The 17,172-nt window shown below is 68.2% G+C and carries 13 protein-coding genes and 1 riboswitch; of the genes, 7 read left to right on the forward strand and 6 right to left on the reverse strand.

Annotated elements, in window-relative coordinates; all coding sequences use genetic code 11:
• The first annotated feature begins 62 nt into the window (after window positions 1–62).
• The 3 genes from FHW78_RS18410 to FHW78_RS18420 all read left to right on the forward strand — a co-directional run bounded on the left by FHW78_RS18410 (window position 63) and on the right by FHW78_RS18420 (window position 3,905).
• The gene (locus FHW78_RS18410) at window positions 63–962 is read left to right on the forward strand and encodes a phosphatidate cytidylyltransferase (RefSeq protein WP_255443380.1); all 900 of its coding nucleotides are present in this window, start codon (window positions 63–65) and stop codon (window positions 960–962) included.
• A gap of 150 nt (window positions 963–1,112) precedes the next feature.
• Window positions 1,113–2,978 (forward strand): ATP-binding cassette domain-containing protein, encoded by a 1,866-nt coding sequence (locus tag FHW78_RS18415; protein WP_183644126.1) that lies wholly within the window; start codon window positions 1,113–1,115, stop codon window positions 2,976–2,978.
• Between the two features lie 66 nt (window positions 2,979–3,044).
• Window positions 3,045–3,905, forward strand: coding sequence for an alpha/beta hydrolase (locus FHW78_RS18420; RefSeq protein ID WP_183644129.1), 861 nt, complete (start codon window positions 3,045–3,047; stop codon window positions 3,903–3,905).
• 45 nt (window positions 3,906–3,950) lie between these two features.
• Here FHW78_RS18420 and ppc read toward each other — a convergent pair whose 3' ends face one another.
• Together ppc and FHW78_RS18430 are read right to left on the reverse strand one after the other, a co-directional pair.
• Window positions 3,951–6,674, reverse strand: coding sequence for a phosphoenolpyruvate carboxylase (gene ppc, locus FHW78_RS18425; protein ID WP_183644132.1), 2,724 nt, complete (start codon window positions 6,672–6,674; stop codon window positions 3,951–3,953).
• 147 nt (window positions 6,675–6,821) lie between these two features.
• Entirely contained in the window at window positions 6,822–9,299 is a 2,478-nt protein-coding gene (locus FHW78_RS18430) for a prolyl oligopeptidase family serine peptidase (protein WP_225562179.1), read from the reverse strand.
• A 132-nt stretch (window positions 9,300–9,431) separates the two neighbouring features.
• Window positions 9,432–9,523: riboswitch (S-adenosyl-L-homocysteine riboswitch) on the forward strand.
• A gap of 38 nt (window positions 9,524–9,561) precedes the next feature.
• Here FHW78_RS18430 and ahcY point away from each other — a divergent pair.
• Window positions 9,562–10,995, forward strand: a complete 1,434-nt coding sequence (gene ahcY / locus FHW78_RS18435; RefSeq protein WP_183644138.1) for an adenosylhomocysteinase — start codon at window positions 9,562–9,564, stop codon at window positions 10,993–10,995.
• 152 nt (window positions 10,996–11,147) lie between these two features.
• The gene (gene ybaK, locus FHW78_RS18440) at window positions 11,148–11,621 is read left to right on the forward strand and encodes a Cys-tRNA(Pro) deacylase (protein WP_183644142.1); all 474 of its coding nucleotides are present in this window, start codon (window positions 11,148–11,150) and stop codon (window positions 11,619–11,621) included.
• Between the two features lie 36 nt (window positions 11,622–11,657).
• Here ybaK and FHW78_RS18445 read toward each other — a convergent pair whose 3' ends face one another.
• Window positions 11,658–12,215, reverse strand: coding sequence for a DUF3228 family protein (locus FHW78_RS18445; RefSeq protein ID WP_183644145.1), 558 nt, complete (start codon window positions 12,213–12,215; stop codon window positions 11,658–11,660).
• A gap of 123 nt (window positions 12,216–12,338) precedes the next feature.
• Here FHW78_RS18445 and metF point away from each other — a divergent pair, with 123 nt between their 5' ends.
• Together metF and FHW78_RS18455 are read left to right on the forward strand one after the other, a co-directional pair.
• Window positions 12,339–13,166: a methylenetetrahydrofolate reductase [NAD(P)H] gene (metF, locus tag FHW78_RS18450; RefSeq protein WP_183644148.1), complete on the forward strand. Its 828-nt coding sequence runs from the start codon at window positions 12,339–12,341 to the stop codon at window positions 13,164–13,166.
• An 88-nt stretch (window positions 13,167–13,254) separates the two neighbouring features.
• The gene (locus tag FHW78_RS18455) at window positions 13,255–13,839 is read left to right on the forward strand and encodes a hypothetical protein (RefSeq protein WP_183644150.1); all 585 of its coding nucleotides are present in this window, start codon (window positions 13,255–13,257) and stop codon (window positions 13,837–13,839) included.
• A gap of 39 nt (window positions 13,840–13,878) precedes the next feature.
• Here FHW78_RS18455 and FHW78_RS18460 read toward each other — a convergent pair whose 3' ends face one another.
• The 3 genes from FHW78_RS18460 to rimK all read right to left on the reverse strand — a co-directional run bounded on the left by FHW78_RS18460 (window position 13,879) and on the right by rimK (window position 17,087).
• Window positions 13,879–15,204 carry a HAMP domain-containing sensor histidine kinase gene (locus tag FHW78_RS18460; protein WP_183644153.1) on the reverse strand — a complete coding sequence of 442 codons (1,326 nt, stop codon included), beginning with the start codon at window positions 15,202–15,204 and terminating at the stop codon, window positions 13,879–13,881.
• Complete coding sequence (locus tag FHW78_RS18465; RefSeq protein WP_183644157.1) at window positions 15,191–15,874, reverse strand: response regulator transcription factor; 684 nt, start codon at window positions 15,872–15,874, stop codon at window positions 15,191–15,193. The genes FHW78_RS18460 and FHW78_RS18465 overlap by 14 nt, the downstream gene beginning before the upstream one ends.
• Before the next feature lie 328 nt (window positions 15,875–16,202).
• A complete protein-coding gene (gene rimK / locus FHW78_RS18470; protein ID WP_183644160.1) occupies window positions 16,203–17,087 on the reverse strand; it encodes a 30S ribosomal protein S6--L-glutamate ligase in 885 nt (294 codons plus the stop codon).
• Window positions 17,088–17,172: the final 85 nt, after the last annotated feature.

Consider the following 17,172-nt stretch of genomic DNA (forward strand, 5'->3'; position numbering starts at 1 on the left):
TGCCGGTAGGCGGTTTCCTGCAGGCCGCCATCGCCCGCGCGCCGCAGACGTTCTGGGGTGTGATGGGCGGGATCGGCGCGTTGCTGCTGCTGGCCAGCCTGATCGGCTGGGTGCTGCACCTGCGCAAGCCCGGCCCGGTGATCGACAACCTCAACGCGCGCATTCGCGCGTGGTGGGTGATGGCGGCGGTGCTGGCCACCTGCTTCCTGCTGGGCAAGGTGGCGACGCTGATCCTGTTCGGCATGCTGTCGTTCCTCGCCCTGCGCGAGTTCATCAGCCTGACCCCGACCCGGCGCGGCGATCACCTGGCGCTGTGCCTGTGCTTCTACGTCGCCATCCCGTTGCAGTACTGGCTGATCGGGATCGACTGGTACGGGCTGTTCGTGGTGTGCATCCCGGTGTACGGCTTCCTGTTGCTGCCGGCGGTATCGGCGCTGTCCGGCGACACCGAGGATTTCCTCGCCCGCAGCGCCAAGGTGCAGTGGGGCCTGATGCTGGCGGTGTACTGCCTCAGCCACGCGCCGGCGCTGCTGCTGCTGCGCATCTCCGGCTATGAGGGCCAGAACCTGATGCTGCTGCTGTACCTGCTGCTGGTGGTGCAGCTGAGCGACGTGCTGCAGTACGTGTTCGGCAAGTTGTTCGGCCGGCACCTGCTGGCGCCGCAGGTCAGTCCGTCCAAGACGGTGGAAGGGCTGGTTGGCGGGGGCTTGGCCGCCGCGGGGGTGGGCGCGGCGCTGTGGTGGATCACCCCGTTCACCCCGCTGCAATCCGGGCTGCTGTCGCTGTTGATCGTGCTGTGCGGCTTCCTCGGCGGCCTGGCGCTGTCGGCGGTCAAGCGCAGCCTGGGAGCCAAGGACTGGGGCGAGATGATCGAGGGCCACGGAGGCATGCTGGACCGACTGGACTCGGTGGTGTTCGCCGCGCCGATCTTCTTCCACGTGGTCCGCTACGGATTCGGGTAGAGCGGAGCTTGCTCCGCTGCTTTTTATTCTCGGTTCTTGCCACAAGAGCAGCGGAGCAAGCTCCGCTCTACGCGGGTGGCCTTGGAGCAGCGGAGCAAGCTCCGCTCTACGGCCGGGCGGCGGTGGGGCACGGCCGGGTACAATGGCGGCATGTCCCTTCTGCAATTCCAGCGGGTCGACTTCAGCGTCGGCGGTCCGCTCCTTCTCGAACACGTCGATCTGTCCATCGAAGCCGGCGAGCGCGTCTGCATCGTTGGCCGCAACGGCGCCGGCAAGTCCACCCTGATGCGGCTGATGGCCGGCGAAATCCGGCCCGACGACGGCGAAATCCGGATCCAGGGCGGCGTGGTGGTCGCGCGCATGGCCCAGGAAGTCCCGCAGGACACCGCCGGCAGCGTGTTCGACGTGGTCGCCCAGGGCCTGGGCGACCTGGGCGCGCTGCTGGCGCGCTACCACCATGCCGTGGCCGAGGGCGACATGGCCGCGATGGGCGAGGCGCAGGCGCAGATCGAGGCCCGCCACGGCTGGGATCTGGATCGCCGCGTGCAGCAGGTGCTGGCCCGGCTGGAACTGCCGGAGGACGCCGATTTCGCCGCGCTGTCCGGCGGCATGAAGCGGCGCGTGCTGCTGGCCCAGGCGCTGGTGCGCAAGCCGGACATCCTGCTGCTGGACGAACCGACCAACCACCTCGATATCGAGGCGATCGCCTGGCTGGAAGGCTTCCTCAGGCAGTTCGAGGGCAGCCTGGTGTTCGTCACCCACGATCGCAGCTTCCTGCGCGCGCTGGCCACCCGCATCGTCGAGATCGATCGTGGCCAGCTGACCAGTTGGCCGGGCGACTACGACAACTATCTGCGTCGGCGCGAGGAACGCCTGCACGCCGAGGCGCAGGAGAACGCGCGCTTCGACAAGCTGCTGGCGCAGGAGGAAGTCTGGATCCGCCAGGGCATCAAGGCCCGTCGCACTCGCAACGAAGGCCGCGTCACCGCGCTCAAGGCGATGCGCCGCGAGCGCGCCCAGCGCCGCGATCTGTCCGGCAACGTCAGGATGGAAGCCGCCGCCGCGCAGGCCTCCGGACGCAAGGTCATCGAGGCCACCGACGTGACCCAGGCCTATGACGGCCGCGTCCTGCTGGATCGCGTGTCCACCACCATCATGCGCGGCGACCGGGTCGGCATCATCGGTCCCAACGGCGCCGGCAAGTCGACCCTGCTGAAGATCCTGCTCGGCGAACTGGTCCCGCAGCAGGGCGAGGTCAAGCTGGGTACCGGCCTGCAGATCGCCTACTTCGATCAGCACCGCAGCCAGCTGGACGAATCGCTCAGCGCGCTGGAGAACGTCGCCGAGGGGCGCGACTTCGTCGAGATCAACGGCAGCCGCAAGCACATCATCGGCTACCTGCAGGACTTCCTGTTCTCGCCCGAACGCGCGCGCGCGCCGATCACCCGGCTGTCCGGCGGCGAACGCAACCGGCTGCTGCTGGCCAAGCTGTTCGCCCAGCCGTCGAACCTGCTGGTGATGGACGAACCGACCAACGATCTGGACGTGGAAACCCTGGAACTGCTGGAAGAGCTGCTGCTCGACTACAAGGGCACGCTGCTGCTGGTCAGCCACGATCGCGATTTCCTCGACAACGTGGTCACCAGCACCCTGGTGCTGGAGGGCGAAGGCCGCCTCGGCGACTACGTGGGCGGTTACACGGACTGGTTGCGGCAGCGTCCGGAATCCGTCGTGGTGGCGCCCGACCGGCCGGCGACGGCCGCGCCGGCAACGGCCGCTGCTCCCGCGGCATCGGCCAAGCGCAAGCTCAGCTACAAGGACGCGCGCGAGTTGGAACAGTTGCCCGGACGGATCGAAGCGCTGGAGGCGGACATCGCCGGCCGCACCGCGGCGATGAACGAGCCGGCCTACTACCAGCAGGACCCCGCCAGTCTCCAGCGCGCCAACGAACAACTGGCCGCGCTCCAGCAGGAACTGGAACTGGCCTACCAGCGCTGGGCCGAACTGGACGCCTGATCCCCCGCGTCTTCCTCCCCGCGCCACGGCTCTTGACCGCCGCGCGGGCGCGCGCGATGTTGCGCCATGCCGACCGCTCACCCTGTCTCCGCCCTGCTCACCGACGATGGCCTGACTCTGCAGCCGCGCGACTGGCCGTTGCCGCGGCCGCGTGCGCGCCTGCTGCTGGTGCATGGCCTGGGCGAGCATTCGGGCCGCTACGCGCGGCTGGCGGAGGAATTGAACGCGGCCGGCATCGCGGTGCGCGCCTACGATCACCGTGGACACGGCCGCTCGGAAGGCCCACAGGGCGGCGTGGACGAACTGGCGCGGTTGCCACGCGACACGATGGCCGCGTTCCATGCCTATGCCGCCGAGGCCGACGACCTGCCGTTCCTGTTCGGCCACAGCCTGGGCGGGCTGGTGGCCATGTACGCGGTGTTGCTGATGGACCTGGCGCCGCGTGGCCTGATCGCCTCATCGCCCGCGCTGGCGACCCATGCCGGCGGCGCGCAGCGGGCGTTGGCACGCACGCTGTCCGGCTGGTGGCCGGGGCTGACGCTGCGCACGGGCCTGGCCGCGAGCCGGCTTTCGCACGATCCCCATATCGAGCGCGAGTATCTGGAGGATCCGCTCAACCATTCGCGCATCAGCGCGCGGCTGGCGCATTTCATCTTCACCGGCGGTCCCCGCGTGGTCGCGCGGGCCGCCAGCCTGAAAACGCCCACGCTGCTGCAGTTCGCGGCCGACGACCATCTGGTTGATCCGGCCGGCGCCCGCGCCTTCGCCGCCGCCGCGCCCCAGCGCAAGCTGCAGGCACACGAATACCTGCGCCTGTACCACGAGATCTACAACGAGGCCGATCCCGAACGCAGCCGCGTGGTCGCGGATCTGCTGCGCTGGCTGGACCTGCAACTGGACAAGCCCAAGCGCGGCAGCCAGCCCTGACGGCGGAGTCCGCCGGGAGGATTCGCCATCCCGGCGCCGCGGGCCTCAACCGGTGTTCTGCACGCCCTGCGACACGCCGTTGATGCTCGCCACCAACGCGCGCAACAGGGTGTCGTCCTCGCGCCCGGTCTCGCGCCAGCGCCGCAGCAGATCCGCCTGCAACACGCTGATCGGGTCGATGTAGGGATTGCGCAGGCGTATCGACAGCGCCAGCCGCTGATCGTGCTGCAGCAGCCATTCGTCGCCGGTCAGGCGCAGGACCCAGTGCAGGGTCAGCGCATGCTCGCGCTGGATGCGCGGGAAGAACTCCTCGTGCAGGTCGCCGGCCATCCGCGAGAACATCCCGGCGATGCTCAGATCGCCCTTGGCCAGCACCATCGAGATGTCGTCGAGGAAGGTGCGGAAGAACGGCCAGTCGCGCGCCATCTCCAGCACCGCGTCCTCGCCATGCGCATCCACCGCCGCCTGCAGCCCGCTGCCGACGCCGAACCAGCCGGGAATCACCGCGCGCGCCTGGCTCCAGGCGAATACCCACGGAATCGCGCGCAGGTTGCCCAGCGCCGCGTCCTGGCCGAGCCGGCGCGAGGGCCGCGAACCCAGCGTCATCCGTTCGATCACGTCGATCGGCGTGGCACTGCGGAAATAGTCCATGAAGCGCGGCGCGCCGACGAACCCGCGATAGACCTCGCTGCTATGGCCCGCGACGGTGTCCATGATGTCCCGCCAGCCCGGCTCGCGCGGCTCCAGCGGACGCGGGCGCAACGAGGAGGCCAGCACCGCGCCGACCGATTGTTCCAGCGAGCGCAGCGCCAGCGCGCGGATGCCGTACTTGCGATGGATGACCTCGCCCTGCTCGGTCACCCGCAGGCGGCCATCGACGCTGCCGCGCGGCGACGCATCGACCGCGCGGGTGGTCTTGCCGCCGCCGCGGCTGATCGAACCGCCGCGGCCGTGGAAGAAGGTCAGCTTGATGCCGAGTTCATTGGCGGTCTGCAGCAATTCGACCTGCCCGCGCTGCAATCCCCAGCGCGAGGCGGCGATGCCGCCGTCCTTGCCGCTGTCGGAATAGCCAAGCATCACCATCTGCACGTTGCCGCGCGCGGCCAGGTGCGCGCGGTACACCGGATCGGCCATCAGGTCGCGCAGGGTCTCCGGGCCGTGGCGCAGATCGTCCACGGTTTCGAACAGCGGCGCGATGTCCAGCGGCACGTTGCCATCGTCGTCGACCAGCCCACCACGACGCGCCAGCGCCAGCACGGTGAGCACGTCGGCGCGGTTGTGCGCCATGCTGATGATGTAGGCGCCCAGCGCATCGGTGCCATGCCGGCGGCGCGCGTCGCCCAATGCGGCGAACACCGCGTCCAGGCGTGGATTGCCCTCGTCCTCCGAAGCCGGCAGTACCTGCTCGCCGCTGGCATACGGTGCCAGCAGCGCACCGCGCTCGACCGCGTCGCGCGATTCCCATTCCGAATCCGCCAGCGCCGCCGCGACCGCGCGCGCGTGCACGCTGGATTCCTGGCGCACGTCCAGCCGCGCCAGGTGGAAGCCGAAGCTGCGGATGCGCCAGGCCAGCCGGCGTACCGCGAACCAGCCGGCGTGGATGCCGCGGTTGTCTTCCAGGCTGCGCAGGATCAGATCCACGTCGGCGGCGAGCTCATCGGGCCCCGTGTAACCCTGCGGCAGATCTTCCAGCGTCGCCTGCAACCGCGCCCGCATCAGATCGTTGAGCAGGCGATACGGCATGTCGCCGTGGCGCGGGCGCGACTGCGCGGCGGCCTTCGGCAGCAGTTCGCGGTATTCATCCACGCGCGCCAGCACCTCGGCCGACACGCCGACCAGCGAACTCGACTGGCTGAGCAGCGTGGTGAGCTGGCGCAATTCCTTGATGTAGCGGCGCAGGATCACCGCGCGCTGCGCGTTGAGCGTCGCGGTGACGGTGCCGGCGTCGACATTCGGATTGCCGTCCATGTCGCCGCCGACCCAGGTGCCGAAGCGCAGCAACCGGGGCAGATGGCGGGTGATCGCCGGATGTTCGCCGTAGACCTGGGTGATCGCGCTTTCCAGTGTTTCGTACAGCACCGGCATCACCCGGTACAGCACTTCGATCAGGTAGAAGCCGACATGCTCGCGCTCGTCCTCGACGCCGGGACGCACCGGCGAGGAGTCGGCGGTCTGCCAGGCCGAGGTCAGCGCCATCCGGAAACGCGCGGTGTCGGTGGCCTGTTCGCCAGGCGTGCGGGTGCCGTCCAGCCCGTTGACCAGGCTGGCGACCATCAGTTGTTCCTTCTCCAGCAGCGCGCGCCGGACCGCCTCGGTGGGATGCGCGGTGAACACCGGCTCGATGTCGATGCGCGGCAGCCATTGCGCGAGTTCGTCGATGCCCACGCCCTGCGCCTTCAGTCGCAGCAGCACGTCCTGCAGGCCTTCCGGTTGCGGCTTGCTGCTGTCGGTGCGCTGGTAATCGCGGCGGCGGCGGATGCGGTGCACGCGCTCGGCGATGTTGACCACCTGGAAGTACGCGCTGAACGCGCGGATCAGGCCTTCCGCCTGCGTGGGTTTCAGCCCGGCCAGCAATCCCGCCAGCGACTGCGGCGGCGCGTCGCTCTGGCGGCGCGCGATCGCGGTGGTGCGCACGCGTTCGACTTCATCCAGGAACGCGGGCGATACCTGTTCGGCCAGCATGTCGCCGACCAGCGCGCCAAGCCGGCGCACGTCTTCACGAAGCGGTACATCGGGTGGAGCGAACTCGAGACTGCGGGGCGAATTCATCGAGGCGGCAAACCGGACGTCGGGGTGAGCTCCCAACACTACCCCAATTCGGCCGCCGTTTGCTGCACCGCCGCACGCCTGTCCCGGGATATCCGCCGGGACAGCCGAACCGGACCGCAATTGGTCCGGTTCCGGTCTGGTTGCCGGTCAGCGCTTGGCCGCGGCCGGCGCGGCCTGCTTCACGTAGCGATCCAGCCAGGCGTTGGATTCGGCCAGCATCTGCAGGATCGATTCGCGCGCGCGGTAGCCATGCGACTCGTTCGGCAGCATCACCAGCCGCGCGGTGCCGCCCAGTCCCTTGATCGCCGCGTACATGCGCTCGCTCTGGATCGGGAAGGTGCCGGAATTGTTGTCCTGTTCGCCGTGGATCAGCAGCAGCGCGTCCTTGATCCGATCCGCGTGGTTGAACGGCGACATGGTTTCGTACACGTCCGGGGCTTGCCAGAAATTGCGCTCCTCGGCCTGGAAGCCGAACGGCGTCAGGGTGCGGTTGTAAGCGCCGCTGCGGGCGATGCCGGCCTTGAACAGGCGCGTATGCGCGAGCAGGTTTCCGGTCATGAACGCGCCATAGGAATGGCCACCCACCGCGATGCGATCACGATCGGCCACGCCCAGGCGCACCGCCTCGTCCACCGCCGCCTCGGCGCTGGCGACCAGTTGCGGCACGTAGGTGTCGTTGGGTTCCTTGTCGCCCTCGCCCACGATCGGCACCGAGAAGTCGTCCCACACCGCATAGCCCATCGCCAGGAACGCCTGCGGCCCCCAATAGCTGATCGTGTTGAAGCGGTACGGCGAATCAGTCACCTGGCCGGCGGCCTCGGCGGATTTGAACTCCGCCGGATAGGCCCACATCAGCATCGGCAGGCGGCCGTCGCGTTTGGGGTCGTAGTTCGGCGGCAAGTACAGCGTCGCGGTCAGATCCACGCCGTCCTTGCGCTTGTAGCGGACCTGCTGCTTCTTCACGCCCTTCAGCTGCGGGGTCGGATGCGGGAAGCGGGTCAGCGCGCGCGGCTCCGCCCCGCCTTCGGCGATGAAGAGGTTGGTCGGCTCGTCCGGCGATTCGCGGGTGATCAGCAGGCGCTGGCCATCGGCGTCCAGCGGTGCCACCGGCACGGCGTAGTAAGGCGCCTGCGAATGGAACAGGCGGGTCTTGCCGCCCTGCTCGAGATCCACCTTGTCGAGGAAGGGACGATCCCCTTCCGGCGACGCGCCGTCGCCAATCCGGTAGATGCTGTGTCCATCGGCGGCGAGCATCAGGCGCATTTCACCGCGTTCGTCCTGCGCCAGCACCGGCTGGCCGGGATCGTTGTAGCGATCCTCGTAGGACCCCTCGCGGATCAGCTTTGGTGCCTGCGCCGCGTCGTCCGGCGCGATCCGCCATTCGCGGATCTGGCGGTTCTTCCACCACGCCTCGCTGATCAGCGCCAACCGGCCGTCGCCCCACTGGATGTCGGCCAGGCGCATGCCGAGGCGCGCCAGCGTCACCGGCGGCTTGTCAAAGGGCGCGGCCTGCATCATCACCGCGTCGCGGATGGCCGCTTCACGCGAAGGATCGCCGCCGTCCTGGGCCTCGGCCCAGACCAGCGTGGCGTCGGCGTCGGCCCGCCACTGGATGTCGCGCACGCCGGCGGGCACCGCGTCGTTGCCGGGCGGCAGGCCTTCGATCAGCGGCAACTTCGCCACTTCGTGGACCAGCCGTCCCTGCATGTCCAGGACTTCGATGCGGGTCGGGAACGAAGTCACCGGCACCAGATAGGAGAACGGCCGCTCGACCCGGCGACGCAGCAGGTAACGGCCGTCCGGCGACGGCGACAGCGACAGGTTCAGATCCGGATTGCCCAGCGGCTTCACCGCACCGCTCAGATCGACCAGCGCCGGCTGCGAACGCAGTTGGTACTCCAGCAGGCGCGCGTCGTCCTCGTTGCGCAGCATGTCCTGGTAGGTGCGGATCTGCACCACGCCGCCGCCCGCCTGGGTCTGCTGCACGTTGGGGCCGGTCGGCACCCCGCTGCGCTCGGGCGCCTCGCCCTGCCCCTGCGGCTGCAACTGGACCAGCAGGCGGCTGCTGTCGCCCAGCCAGGCGTAGCCGCGGCCGACGACGGTGTTGAGGGCGCGATCGGTCAATCGGCGCGCGCCGCGCGATGCCACGTCGATCAACCACAGTTCGTTGGCGGCCGATTGCGGATCGATGCGGTTGAACGCGATGTAGCGCTGGTCCGGCGACCAGCGGAAACCGACCATCGACAGCGGCTGCGGCAGCCCCTGGATGCGCAGTTCCTTGCCGGTGGCGATCTCCTGCAGCCAGAAGTCGGTGCCGAACGAGAACCGGCTGGCCGAATGGCTGCGCGGATGGATGCGCAGGCCGGCCAGTTTCAGCTCCGGCTGGGCGACCACATCGATGCCCGGGAGCGTGGGGACCTGCATCAGGGCCAGCAGGTCGCGGCGGGGGCTGACCGAGATGTCGGGACGGCGCGGCGCGTCGACGATGGCCCGCAGCGGTGCCGGCGGAAGCTGGTAGCCGGTGTCGGCGACCGCCGCGACCTTGGGTGCGGCGGCCGGCGTACGGGCGATGGCGGCCGGCGCCAGCAGGGTCATCGCCAGGGCCAGCGCGGCGATACGGGGCATGGAGGGCATTGGGACTCTCTCGCGACAGGGTTTCATTCGAGCTTAACAACCCCGATCCCGGTCGGGCCACGGCCGTCGGTCATGCCCGGCCCATCCATCGCTTCATCCGGAACAGCCGATATAATGGCCGCCCTCGCCGAGGGGCGCTGCGACCATGACGGGCTTCAGGAGAAGCATCGATGGCCAGGCTCGGCAGGACTTTTCTGTAACGGCGCCCGGTCAAGAATGCGAGCACAGCTCGCCCATTAACCGGAGCCGAACCATGAACGCCGTACGCCAGTTCTCCACCGAGGGTGACTACAAGGTCGCCGACATTTCCCTGGCCGACTGGGGCCGCAAGGAAATCGACATCGCCGAGCACGAGATGCCGGGCCTGATGTCCATCCGCCGCAAGCACGCCGCCGCCAAGCCGCTCAAGGGCGTGCGGGTGACCGGTTCGCTGCACATGACCATCCAGACCGCCGTGCTGATCGAGACGCTGGTCGACCTGGGCGCCGACGTGCGCTGGGCCTCGTGCAACATCTTCTCCACTCAGGATCACGCCGCCGCCGCGATCGCCGCCGGCGGCACCCCGGTGTTCGCCTGGAAGGGCGAGAGCCTGGAAGAGTACTGGGACTGCACGCTCGACGCGCTGAGCTTCGGTGGCGGCAAGCTGGGTCCGGAGCTGGTCGTCGACGACGGCGGCGACGTGACCTTGCTGATCCACAAGGGCTACGAACTGGAAAACGGTTCGGACTGGGTCAACACCGCCTCCTCCAGCCACGAGGAGCAGGTGATCAAGAACCTGCTCAAGCGCGTGCACAAGGAGCGTCCGGGCTACTGGACCGAAGTGGTCAAGGCCTGGAAGGGCGTGTCCGAGGAAACCACCACCGGCGTGCACCGCCTGTACCAGCTGGCCGAAGCCGGCACCCTGCTGGTCCCGGCGATCAACGTCAACGATTCGGTCACCAAGTCCAAGTTCGACAACCTGTACGGCTGCCGCGAGTCGCTGGCCGATGGCCTGAAGCGCGCGATGGACGTGATGCTGGCCGGCAAGGTCGCCGTGGTCTGCGGTTACGGCGACGTCGGCAAGGGTTCGGCGCACTCGCTGCGCGCCTACGGCGCCCGCGTCATCGTCACCGAAATCGATCCGATCTGCGCGCTGCAGGCGGCGATGGAAGGCTTCGAGGTCAACACCATCGAAGACACCCTGGGCACGGCCGACATCTACGTCACCACGACCGGCAACAAGGACATCATCACCATCGATCACATGAAGGCGATGAAGGACCAGGCCATCGTGTGCAACATCGGCCACTTCGACAACGAGATCCAGGTCGACGCGCTGGTCAACTTCCCCGGCGTGCAGAAGGTCAACATCAAGCCGCAGGTGGACAAGTACGTGTTCCCGAACGGCAACGCGATGTTCCTGCTGGCCGAAGGCCGTCTGGTCAACCTGGGCTGCGCCACCGGCCATCCCAGCTTCGTGATGTCCAACTCGTTCGCCAACCAGACCCTGGCTCAGATCGACCTGTGGGCGAACAAGGACGTCTACGAGAAGACCGTCTACCGCCTGCCCAAGCACCTGGACGAGGAAGTGGCGCGCCTGCACCTGGAAAAGATCGGCGTCAAGCTGACCAAGCTGACCCAGGACCAGGCCGATTACCTCGGCGTGCCGGTGGAAGGCCCGTACAAGCCGGACCACTACCGCTACTGATCGGACCGCCTCGATCGGCTTGCCCGATCGATCCGCTCCAACACGACGGGCGCCTTCGGGCGCCCGTCGCCGTTCATGGACAGCAAGCCCGTTCAAGACGACGGCGCGCGGCGCGGCCAGCATGATCGCCTCCGACGACACGGACATCGCCCATGACCCCTGCCATCGAACTGCTCAAGCGACAGCGCATCGCCCATGCCGTGCACGCCTATGCGCATGATCGCGACGCCGGTTCCTACGGCACCGAAGCGGTCGAGAAGCTGGGCCTGGACCCGGCCCGGGTGTTCAAGACCCTGCTGGCCGCCACCGAATCCCGCGAACTGCTGGTGGCCATCGTTCCGGTCGCCGGCCAGCTCGACCTCAAGGCGCTCGCCGAGGCCGCCGGCTGCCGGCGCTGCGACATGGCCGCCGCCGACGCCGCCCAGCGCGCGACCGGCTACCTGGTCGGCGGCATCAGCCCGCTGGGGCAGAAGAAGCGGCTGCGGACCTTCCTGGACGCCAGCGCGCAGTCGCTGCCGGCGATCCACGTCAGCGCGGGCCGGCGCGGACTGGAAGTGGAACTGGCCCCGGCCGATCTCGCGCGCCTGACCGACGCCCGCTTCGCGCCGATCGGTCGCGCCCGCTGAAGGGCGCCGCCCGCGGCCTTCGCCTCCGGTACGGGATTACGGCCGCCAGTTGGCGTTGTTCTCCCAGAATTCCACCGCGCGGCGATAGGCGTCGCGGTCCAGCGGCGTACCGGAGCCGCCCTCCTCGACGCCCAGCGCGTTGCGCATCATGGTGATGGGCGCCATCGGGATCTCCTCGGGTTCGGCGGTATACAGGCAGCCGACCACGCCCCAGTCGGCGTCGATGGGACTGCCCTCGCGCGCCAGTTGCTCGCGGCTGTACAGGATCACCACCAGATAGCGCGCCACCGGCGGCTCCACGCCCTCGAACCAGCGCACCAGCACCGGCAGCTCCTCGCGGGTGCGGGCCTCGTAGGCCGACCGCAGCCGATGGCGGTTGCCGTCGGTGATCGGCACGGTCAGGCAGCGGGTGGAGGTCCAGTTCCGGTGCACGTGCAGCCGGCAGAACGGCGCATAGCCCGGCAGGTCCTTCAGCGGCGCGTGCCGGTTCAGATGCTGCTCGAACTGCTCCGGCGTGCAGTCCTGGATGGTGTTGCGGCGGGTCTCGCGGGGAAACAGGCGGGTGCGGGCGAACGGCGTGAGGACGATGGACATGGACGAGCGCGGTGAAAGGTCCCGCACAGGGTACCGCGTGGCCGCAAGCCGGCGGCCACAGCGTTTGCATATCCATCTTGATGGAGAGATATAATGGACGCGTTTCCGTCGCCCTGCCCGCCCATGACCGCCCTCAGCTTCGAGTTCTACCCCCCCAAGACCGACGAGCAGCGTGCCCAGCTCGACCGCACCGCGGAGAAGCTGAAGGGGTATGGTCCCGAATATGTCTCCTGCACCTTCGGCGCCGGCGGCTCCACCCTCAGCTACACCTCCGAGACGGTCCGCCACCTCAACCAGCAGCACGGCTTCTCCGCCGCGCCGCACCTGTCCTGCGTGGGCGGCAGCCGCGAGGAAATCCGCGAACTGCTCAAGCTGTACCGGGCCATCGGCTGCAAGCGCATCGTCGCCCTGCGCGGCGACCTGCCTTCCGGCATGGGCCACCCCGGCGACCTGCGTTACGCCTCGGAACTGATCGCGTTCATCCGCTCCGAGCATGGCGACACCTTCCACATCGAGGTCGGCGCCTACCCGGAAACTCATCCGCAGTCCGACGACGCGCTCAGCGATCTGAAGTACTTCAAGGCCAAGGTCGATGCCGGCGCGGACGGCGCGATCACCCAGTACTTCTACAACCCCGACGCCTATTTCCACTTCGTCGACGCCGCCCGCAAGCTGGGCGTGGACATTCCGATCGTGCCCGGCATCATGCCGATCTCCAACTATTCCCAGCTCAAGCGCTTCTCCGAAGCCTGCGGCGCCGAGATTCCGCGCTGGATCGCCAAGCGCATGCAGGCCTATGGCGACGACGTGGACAGCATCCGCGAGTTCGGCGCGGACGTGGTCGCCAACCTGTGCGAACGGCTGATTGCCGGCGGCGCCCCGTCGCTGCACTTCTACACCCTGAACCTGGCCAAGCCCACCCAGGCCGTGCTGAGCCGGCTGGGGCGCTGAACCACGGGTGGTGTACGCGGCGTTGCGGTTGGCGCGCGCATGCATGAAGCTCATTGGCGGGCCACGCGTCGGCCGGTAGGCTGATGCGATGCGACTCATCCTCCTGCCGCTGCTTGCCGCCTGCCTGGCCTGGCCCACCGGAATCCTCCCCGCCAGCGCCCAGGATCCGGTGCAGCGCTGCACCACCATGACCGGCGAAACCGTCTACACCGACAAGCGCTGCGAGGACATTGGCGCGATGGACCGCCTGCCGGATCCCGCCACCGCGTCCACGCGCGGTGCTTCCGGTCTGTATCGCGGCACCTGTTCGCGCACGCTCAGCGACCTGGTGGCGCAGATCACCGCCGCCGTCGACGCGCGCGACGTCAACCGGCTGGCCGGCATCTACCAATGGAACGGGATCTCCGATCGATCCGCCCACCGCATCCTGGATCAGCTGGAAGCGGTGGTGCAGCGCCCGCTCATCGATATCGTCCCGATTCGCCCCGCCACGCCGGTGCTGGCCGAGGACGGCAGCGTGCTGGACGCCAACACCGATGGCTACTACCCGCAGACCACCCCGCAACGGCCCGTCGGCCTGCGGCTGGAGCAGACACTGAAGAACAGCGCGACGCCGTCGCGAACGGTGTTCGGCCTGCGGCGCGCCTACAACTGCTTCTGGATCACGCTGTAGGCACGATCGGAATGCGCCCGCCCGAGGAGGCGTTCCCGGTCAGGAAAAGCGAAGCGTGGCGATCACGCCGCGTTGCTCTCCCGGCTTCACCCCGACCCGCCAGCCATACAGATCGCAAAGACGACTGACGATCGAAAGGCCAATGCCGCCTCCCTGTGAATGACCGGCGTGGGTACCGCGGTAACCGCGTTCGAACAGACGGGCCGCGTCTTCCTTGCTCAGCCCCGGACCGGAATCGATGACTTCCACCGCCGTCGGCAACAACCTCACGACGACCTCGCCTTCCTGGGTGTACTTGACCGCGTTGCCGATCAGATTGCCCAGGGCCACCGATAGCGCGGCTTCCGGCGCATCGATCTTCAACCCGCAATCGCCCTCGACCCGGAGGTCCAGCGTCTTTCCACCCAACTGGGCGCGGTGCGCATCCAGCAGTTGTTCCGCCACCCGGCCAACGTCGGTGTTGCCGTGCCCGCGTTCGCTCCGCGACAGCAGCAGCAGGGCGCTGATGAGATCCGTGCATTGCTGCTCCGCGCGCTGGATGCGCAGGATGCGGGTGCGGGTCTTCTCGTCCAGGTCCTGGCGCGACAGCATCAATTCGACCGAGCCGCGGATGATGGCCAGCGGCGTACGCAATTCGTGGCTGACGTCGGCGTTGAACTCGCGATCGCGCTGGACCACCTCGGTCAAGCGGTCGGAATAGTCATCCAGCGCCTTGGCCAGCTCGCCCACTTCGTCCTCGGGAAAATGGGGCGCCAGCGGTTTGGGATCGCTGCTGCCCTTGTAGGCGCGCAACCGGCGCGCCAGGTTAGAAACCGGACTCATCACGCGCGAGGCGGACCACCAGCCGATGATCAGTGACAGCGCGCCGAACAACAGCACGGCCAGGTACAGCCAGCGCTTGAGCTGCACTTCGCCCTTGCGCGACTGGGTCATGTCATAGGCCAGGAAAAACCACTGCTCGGGGGCTTTCCTCACCGCCAGCTTGTAGGCGTACTCGACGCCGGTTTCATCGACGCCGGTGATGTTGTGGGTTCCGTCGCGCAGGCGAATCCAGTCGGGGAACTCGGTCCGCAGCCGCTCGCTGTCGGGTGCGAACACGTAGGCGCGTATCTGCTGGACCTTGATGTCCGGGTTCCCGCTGGGGTCCAGGTAGAAACGACGCATGTACTCGTCGATGTTCTGGTTCATCACGTCTTCCACCAGCTGTGTTTCCACGCGCTGGCGGGCGACGTCGGTCAGATAGGCGAACAGGCCGGTCAGGCCGGTGCCCAGCAGGAAAAACGACAGGATGATGCGGGTGCGAAGGCGGTGGCGGAACTTGCGGGCGCGCGCCGCCGCCGGGCGTCCGGGCTCAGCCGTTGCCATCGGGCGCGGCGATCCGGTAGCCGATGCCGTGGCGGGTCTGGATCAGGGGGACTTCGAACGGCTTGTCGACCACCGCGCGCAGGCCGTGGATGTGCACGCGCAGGGAATCCGAGTCGGGCAATTCCTCGCCCCAGACCCGGGTTTCCAGTTCCTGGCGGGTGACCACCGCCGGCGAGGCTTCCATCAGCGCCTGCAGGATCTTCAGCGCGGTCGGGTTGAGTTGCAGCAGCTTGCCCTGCCGGCGCACTTCCAGGGTGTCCAGGTTGTATTCCAGATCACCGACTTCCAGCACCCGCGTCTGCACGCCCTTGCCGCGACGCGACAGCGCGTTGAGGCGCACTTCCACCTCCTGCAGGGCGAACGGCTTGATCAGGTAGTCGTCGGCGCCGGAGTCGAAGCCGGCCAGCTTGTTGTCCAGGGAGTCGCGGGCGGTCAGCATCAGCACCGGGGTCTGCTTGCGCGCCTCGTTGCGCAGCTTGCGGCAGACTTCCAGCCCGTCCATGCCCGGCAGGTTGAGATCCAGCACGATGGCGTCGAACTCGTGGACCACGGCCAGGTGCAGGCCGGTGACGCCGTCGGCGGCGAAGTCCACGGTGTGGCCGCGTTCCTCCAGGTAGTCCCCGAGGTTGGCGGCGATGTCGCTGTTGTCTTCAATGACCAGAATTCGCATGGCGGTTCCTGTGTTGGGATCCGTTCGACCCGTCCTGCGGGCCGCGGTTCCAAAAGTGAGGCCCTGAATTTAACAAATTCTCCCTGCACGGCTCCGTGCACGGATCAATCGGCCCCGCAACGCCCTCATTGCAAAGAAAAAGCCCAGGCCGGCGGGCGCCGACCTGGGCCAAGATGTGCCCCGATTACCGTAATCCTGTGCTTTCCGGAAGTAACCCAATCCAGGGAAGACGCAGAGCTGCGGTCGGGCAAGGCTACGCGGATTTCGACTAAAAAACCGTTAAAGCTCGCGTTAATTCCACGTGAAAACGCCCTGTTCAGGCAAAGGTTCAGCCTGAACAGGCGGCCCCGTCCGCCAGGTGGTCGACGATGGCCCCCGCCACGTCCACGCCACAGACCGCCTCGATGCCTTCCAGGCCGGGGGTGGAGTTCACTTCCAGGACCAGGGGACCGCGCCTGGACCGGATCAGATCCACCCCGGCCACGCCCAATCCCAGCACCTGCGCGGCGCGGACCGCGACCGCCCGCTCTTCCTCGGTCGCCGGGGCGGCCTCGGCGGTGCCGCCGCGATGCAGGTTGGAGCGGAAATCACCCTCGGGCGCCTGCCGGCGCATGGAGGCGATGACCTGGCCACCGACCACGAAGCAGCGCAGGTCGGCGCCCTCGGCCTCGCCGATGAACTCCTGCACCACGAAATTGGCGTACAGGCCGCGCAGGGCTTCCACCACGCTGCGCGAGGCGGACGGCTTCTCGGTCAGCATCACCCCGGCGCCCTGGGCGCCTTCGTTGAGCTTGATCACGTGCGGTGGCGGGCCGAGCATCGACAGCAGGTCGGTGGTGTCGTCCGGGTTGTCGCCGAACACGGTAATCGGCAGGCCGATGCCCTGTGCCGCCAGCAACTGGTGCGCGCGCAGCTTGTCGCGCGCGCGCAGGATGGCGTCGGACGGATTCGGGCTGAAGCTGCCCATCAGTTCGAACTGCCGCAGCACCGCCGTGCCATAGCGGGTCACCGAGGCGCCGATGCGTGGAATCACCGCCGCATACCCGGCGATCGGCTTGCCCATGTAGTGCATCGCGAACCCGTGCGAGGCGATGCGCATGTAGCAGCGCAGCGGATCCAGCACGCGCACCGAATGGCCGCGCTCGCGGGCCGCCTCGACCAGCCGGCGGGTGGAATAGAGCTTGCTGTTGCGCGAAAGGATGGCCAGTTTCATGGCGGGTCGCCGCGGCTGAGGCCCAGAGAATCGCACGTCCCCGGCAACCGTGGATGACGGCCCGGTGACATGGAAGGGGGGAAGG

It is taken from the genome of Pseudoxanthomonas sp. OG2, from assembly GCF_014192765.1.
GTDB lineage: Bacteria > Pseudomonadota > Gammaproteobacteria > Xanthomonadales > Xanthomonadaceae > Pseudoxanthomonas_A > Pseudoxanthomonas_A beigongshangi.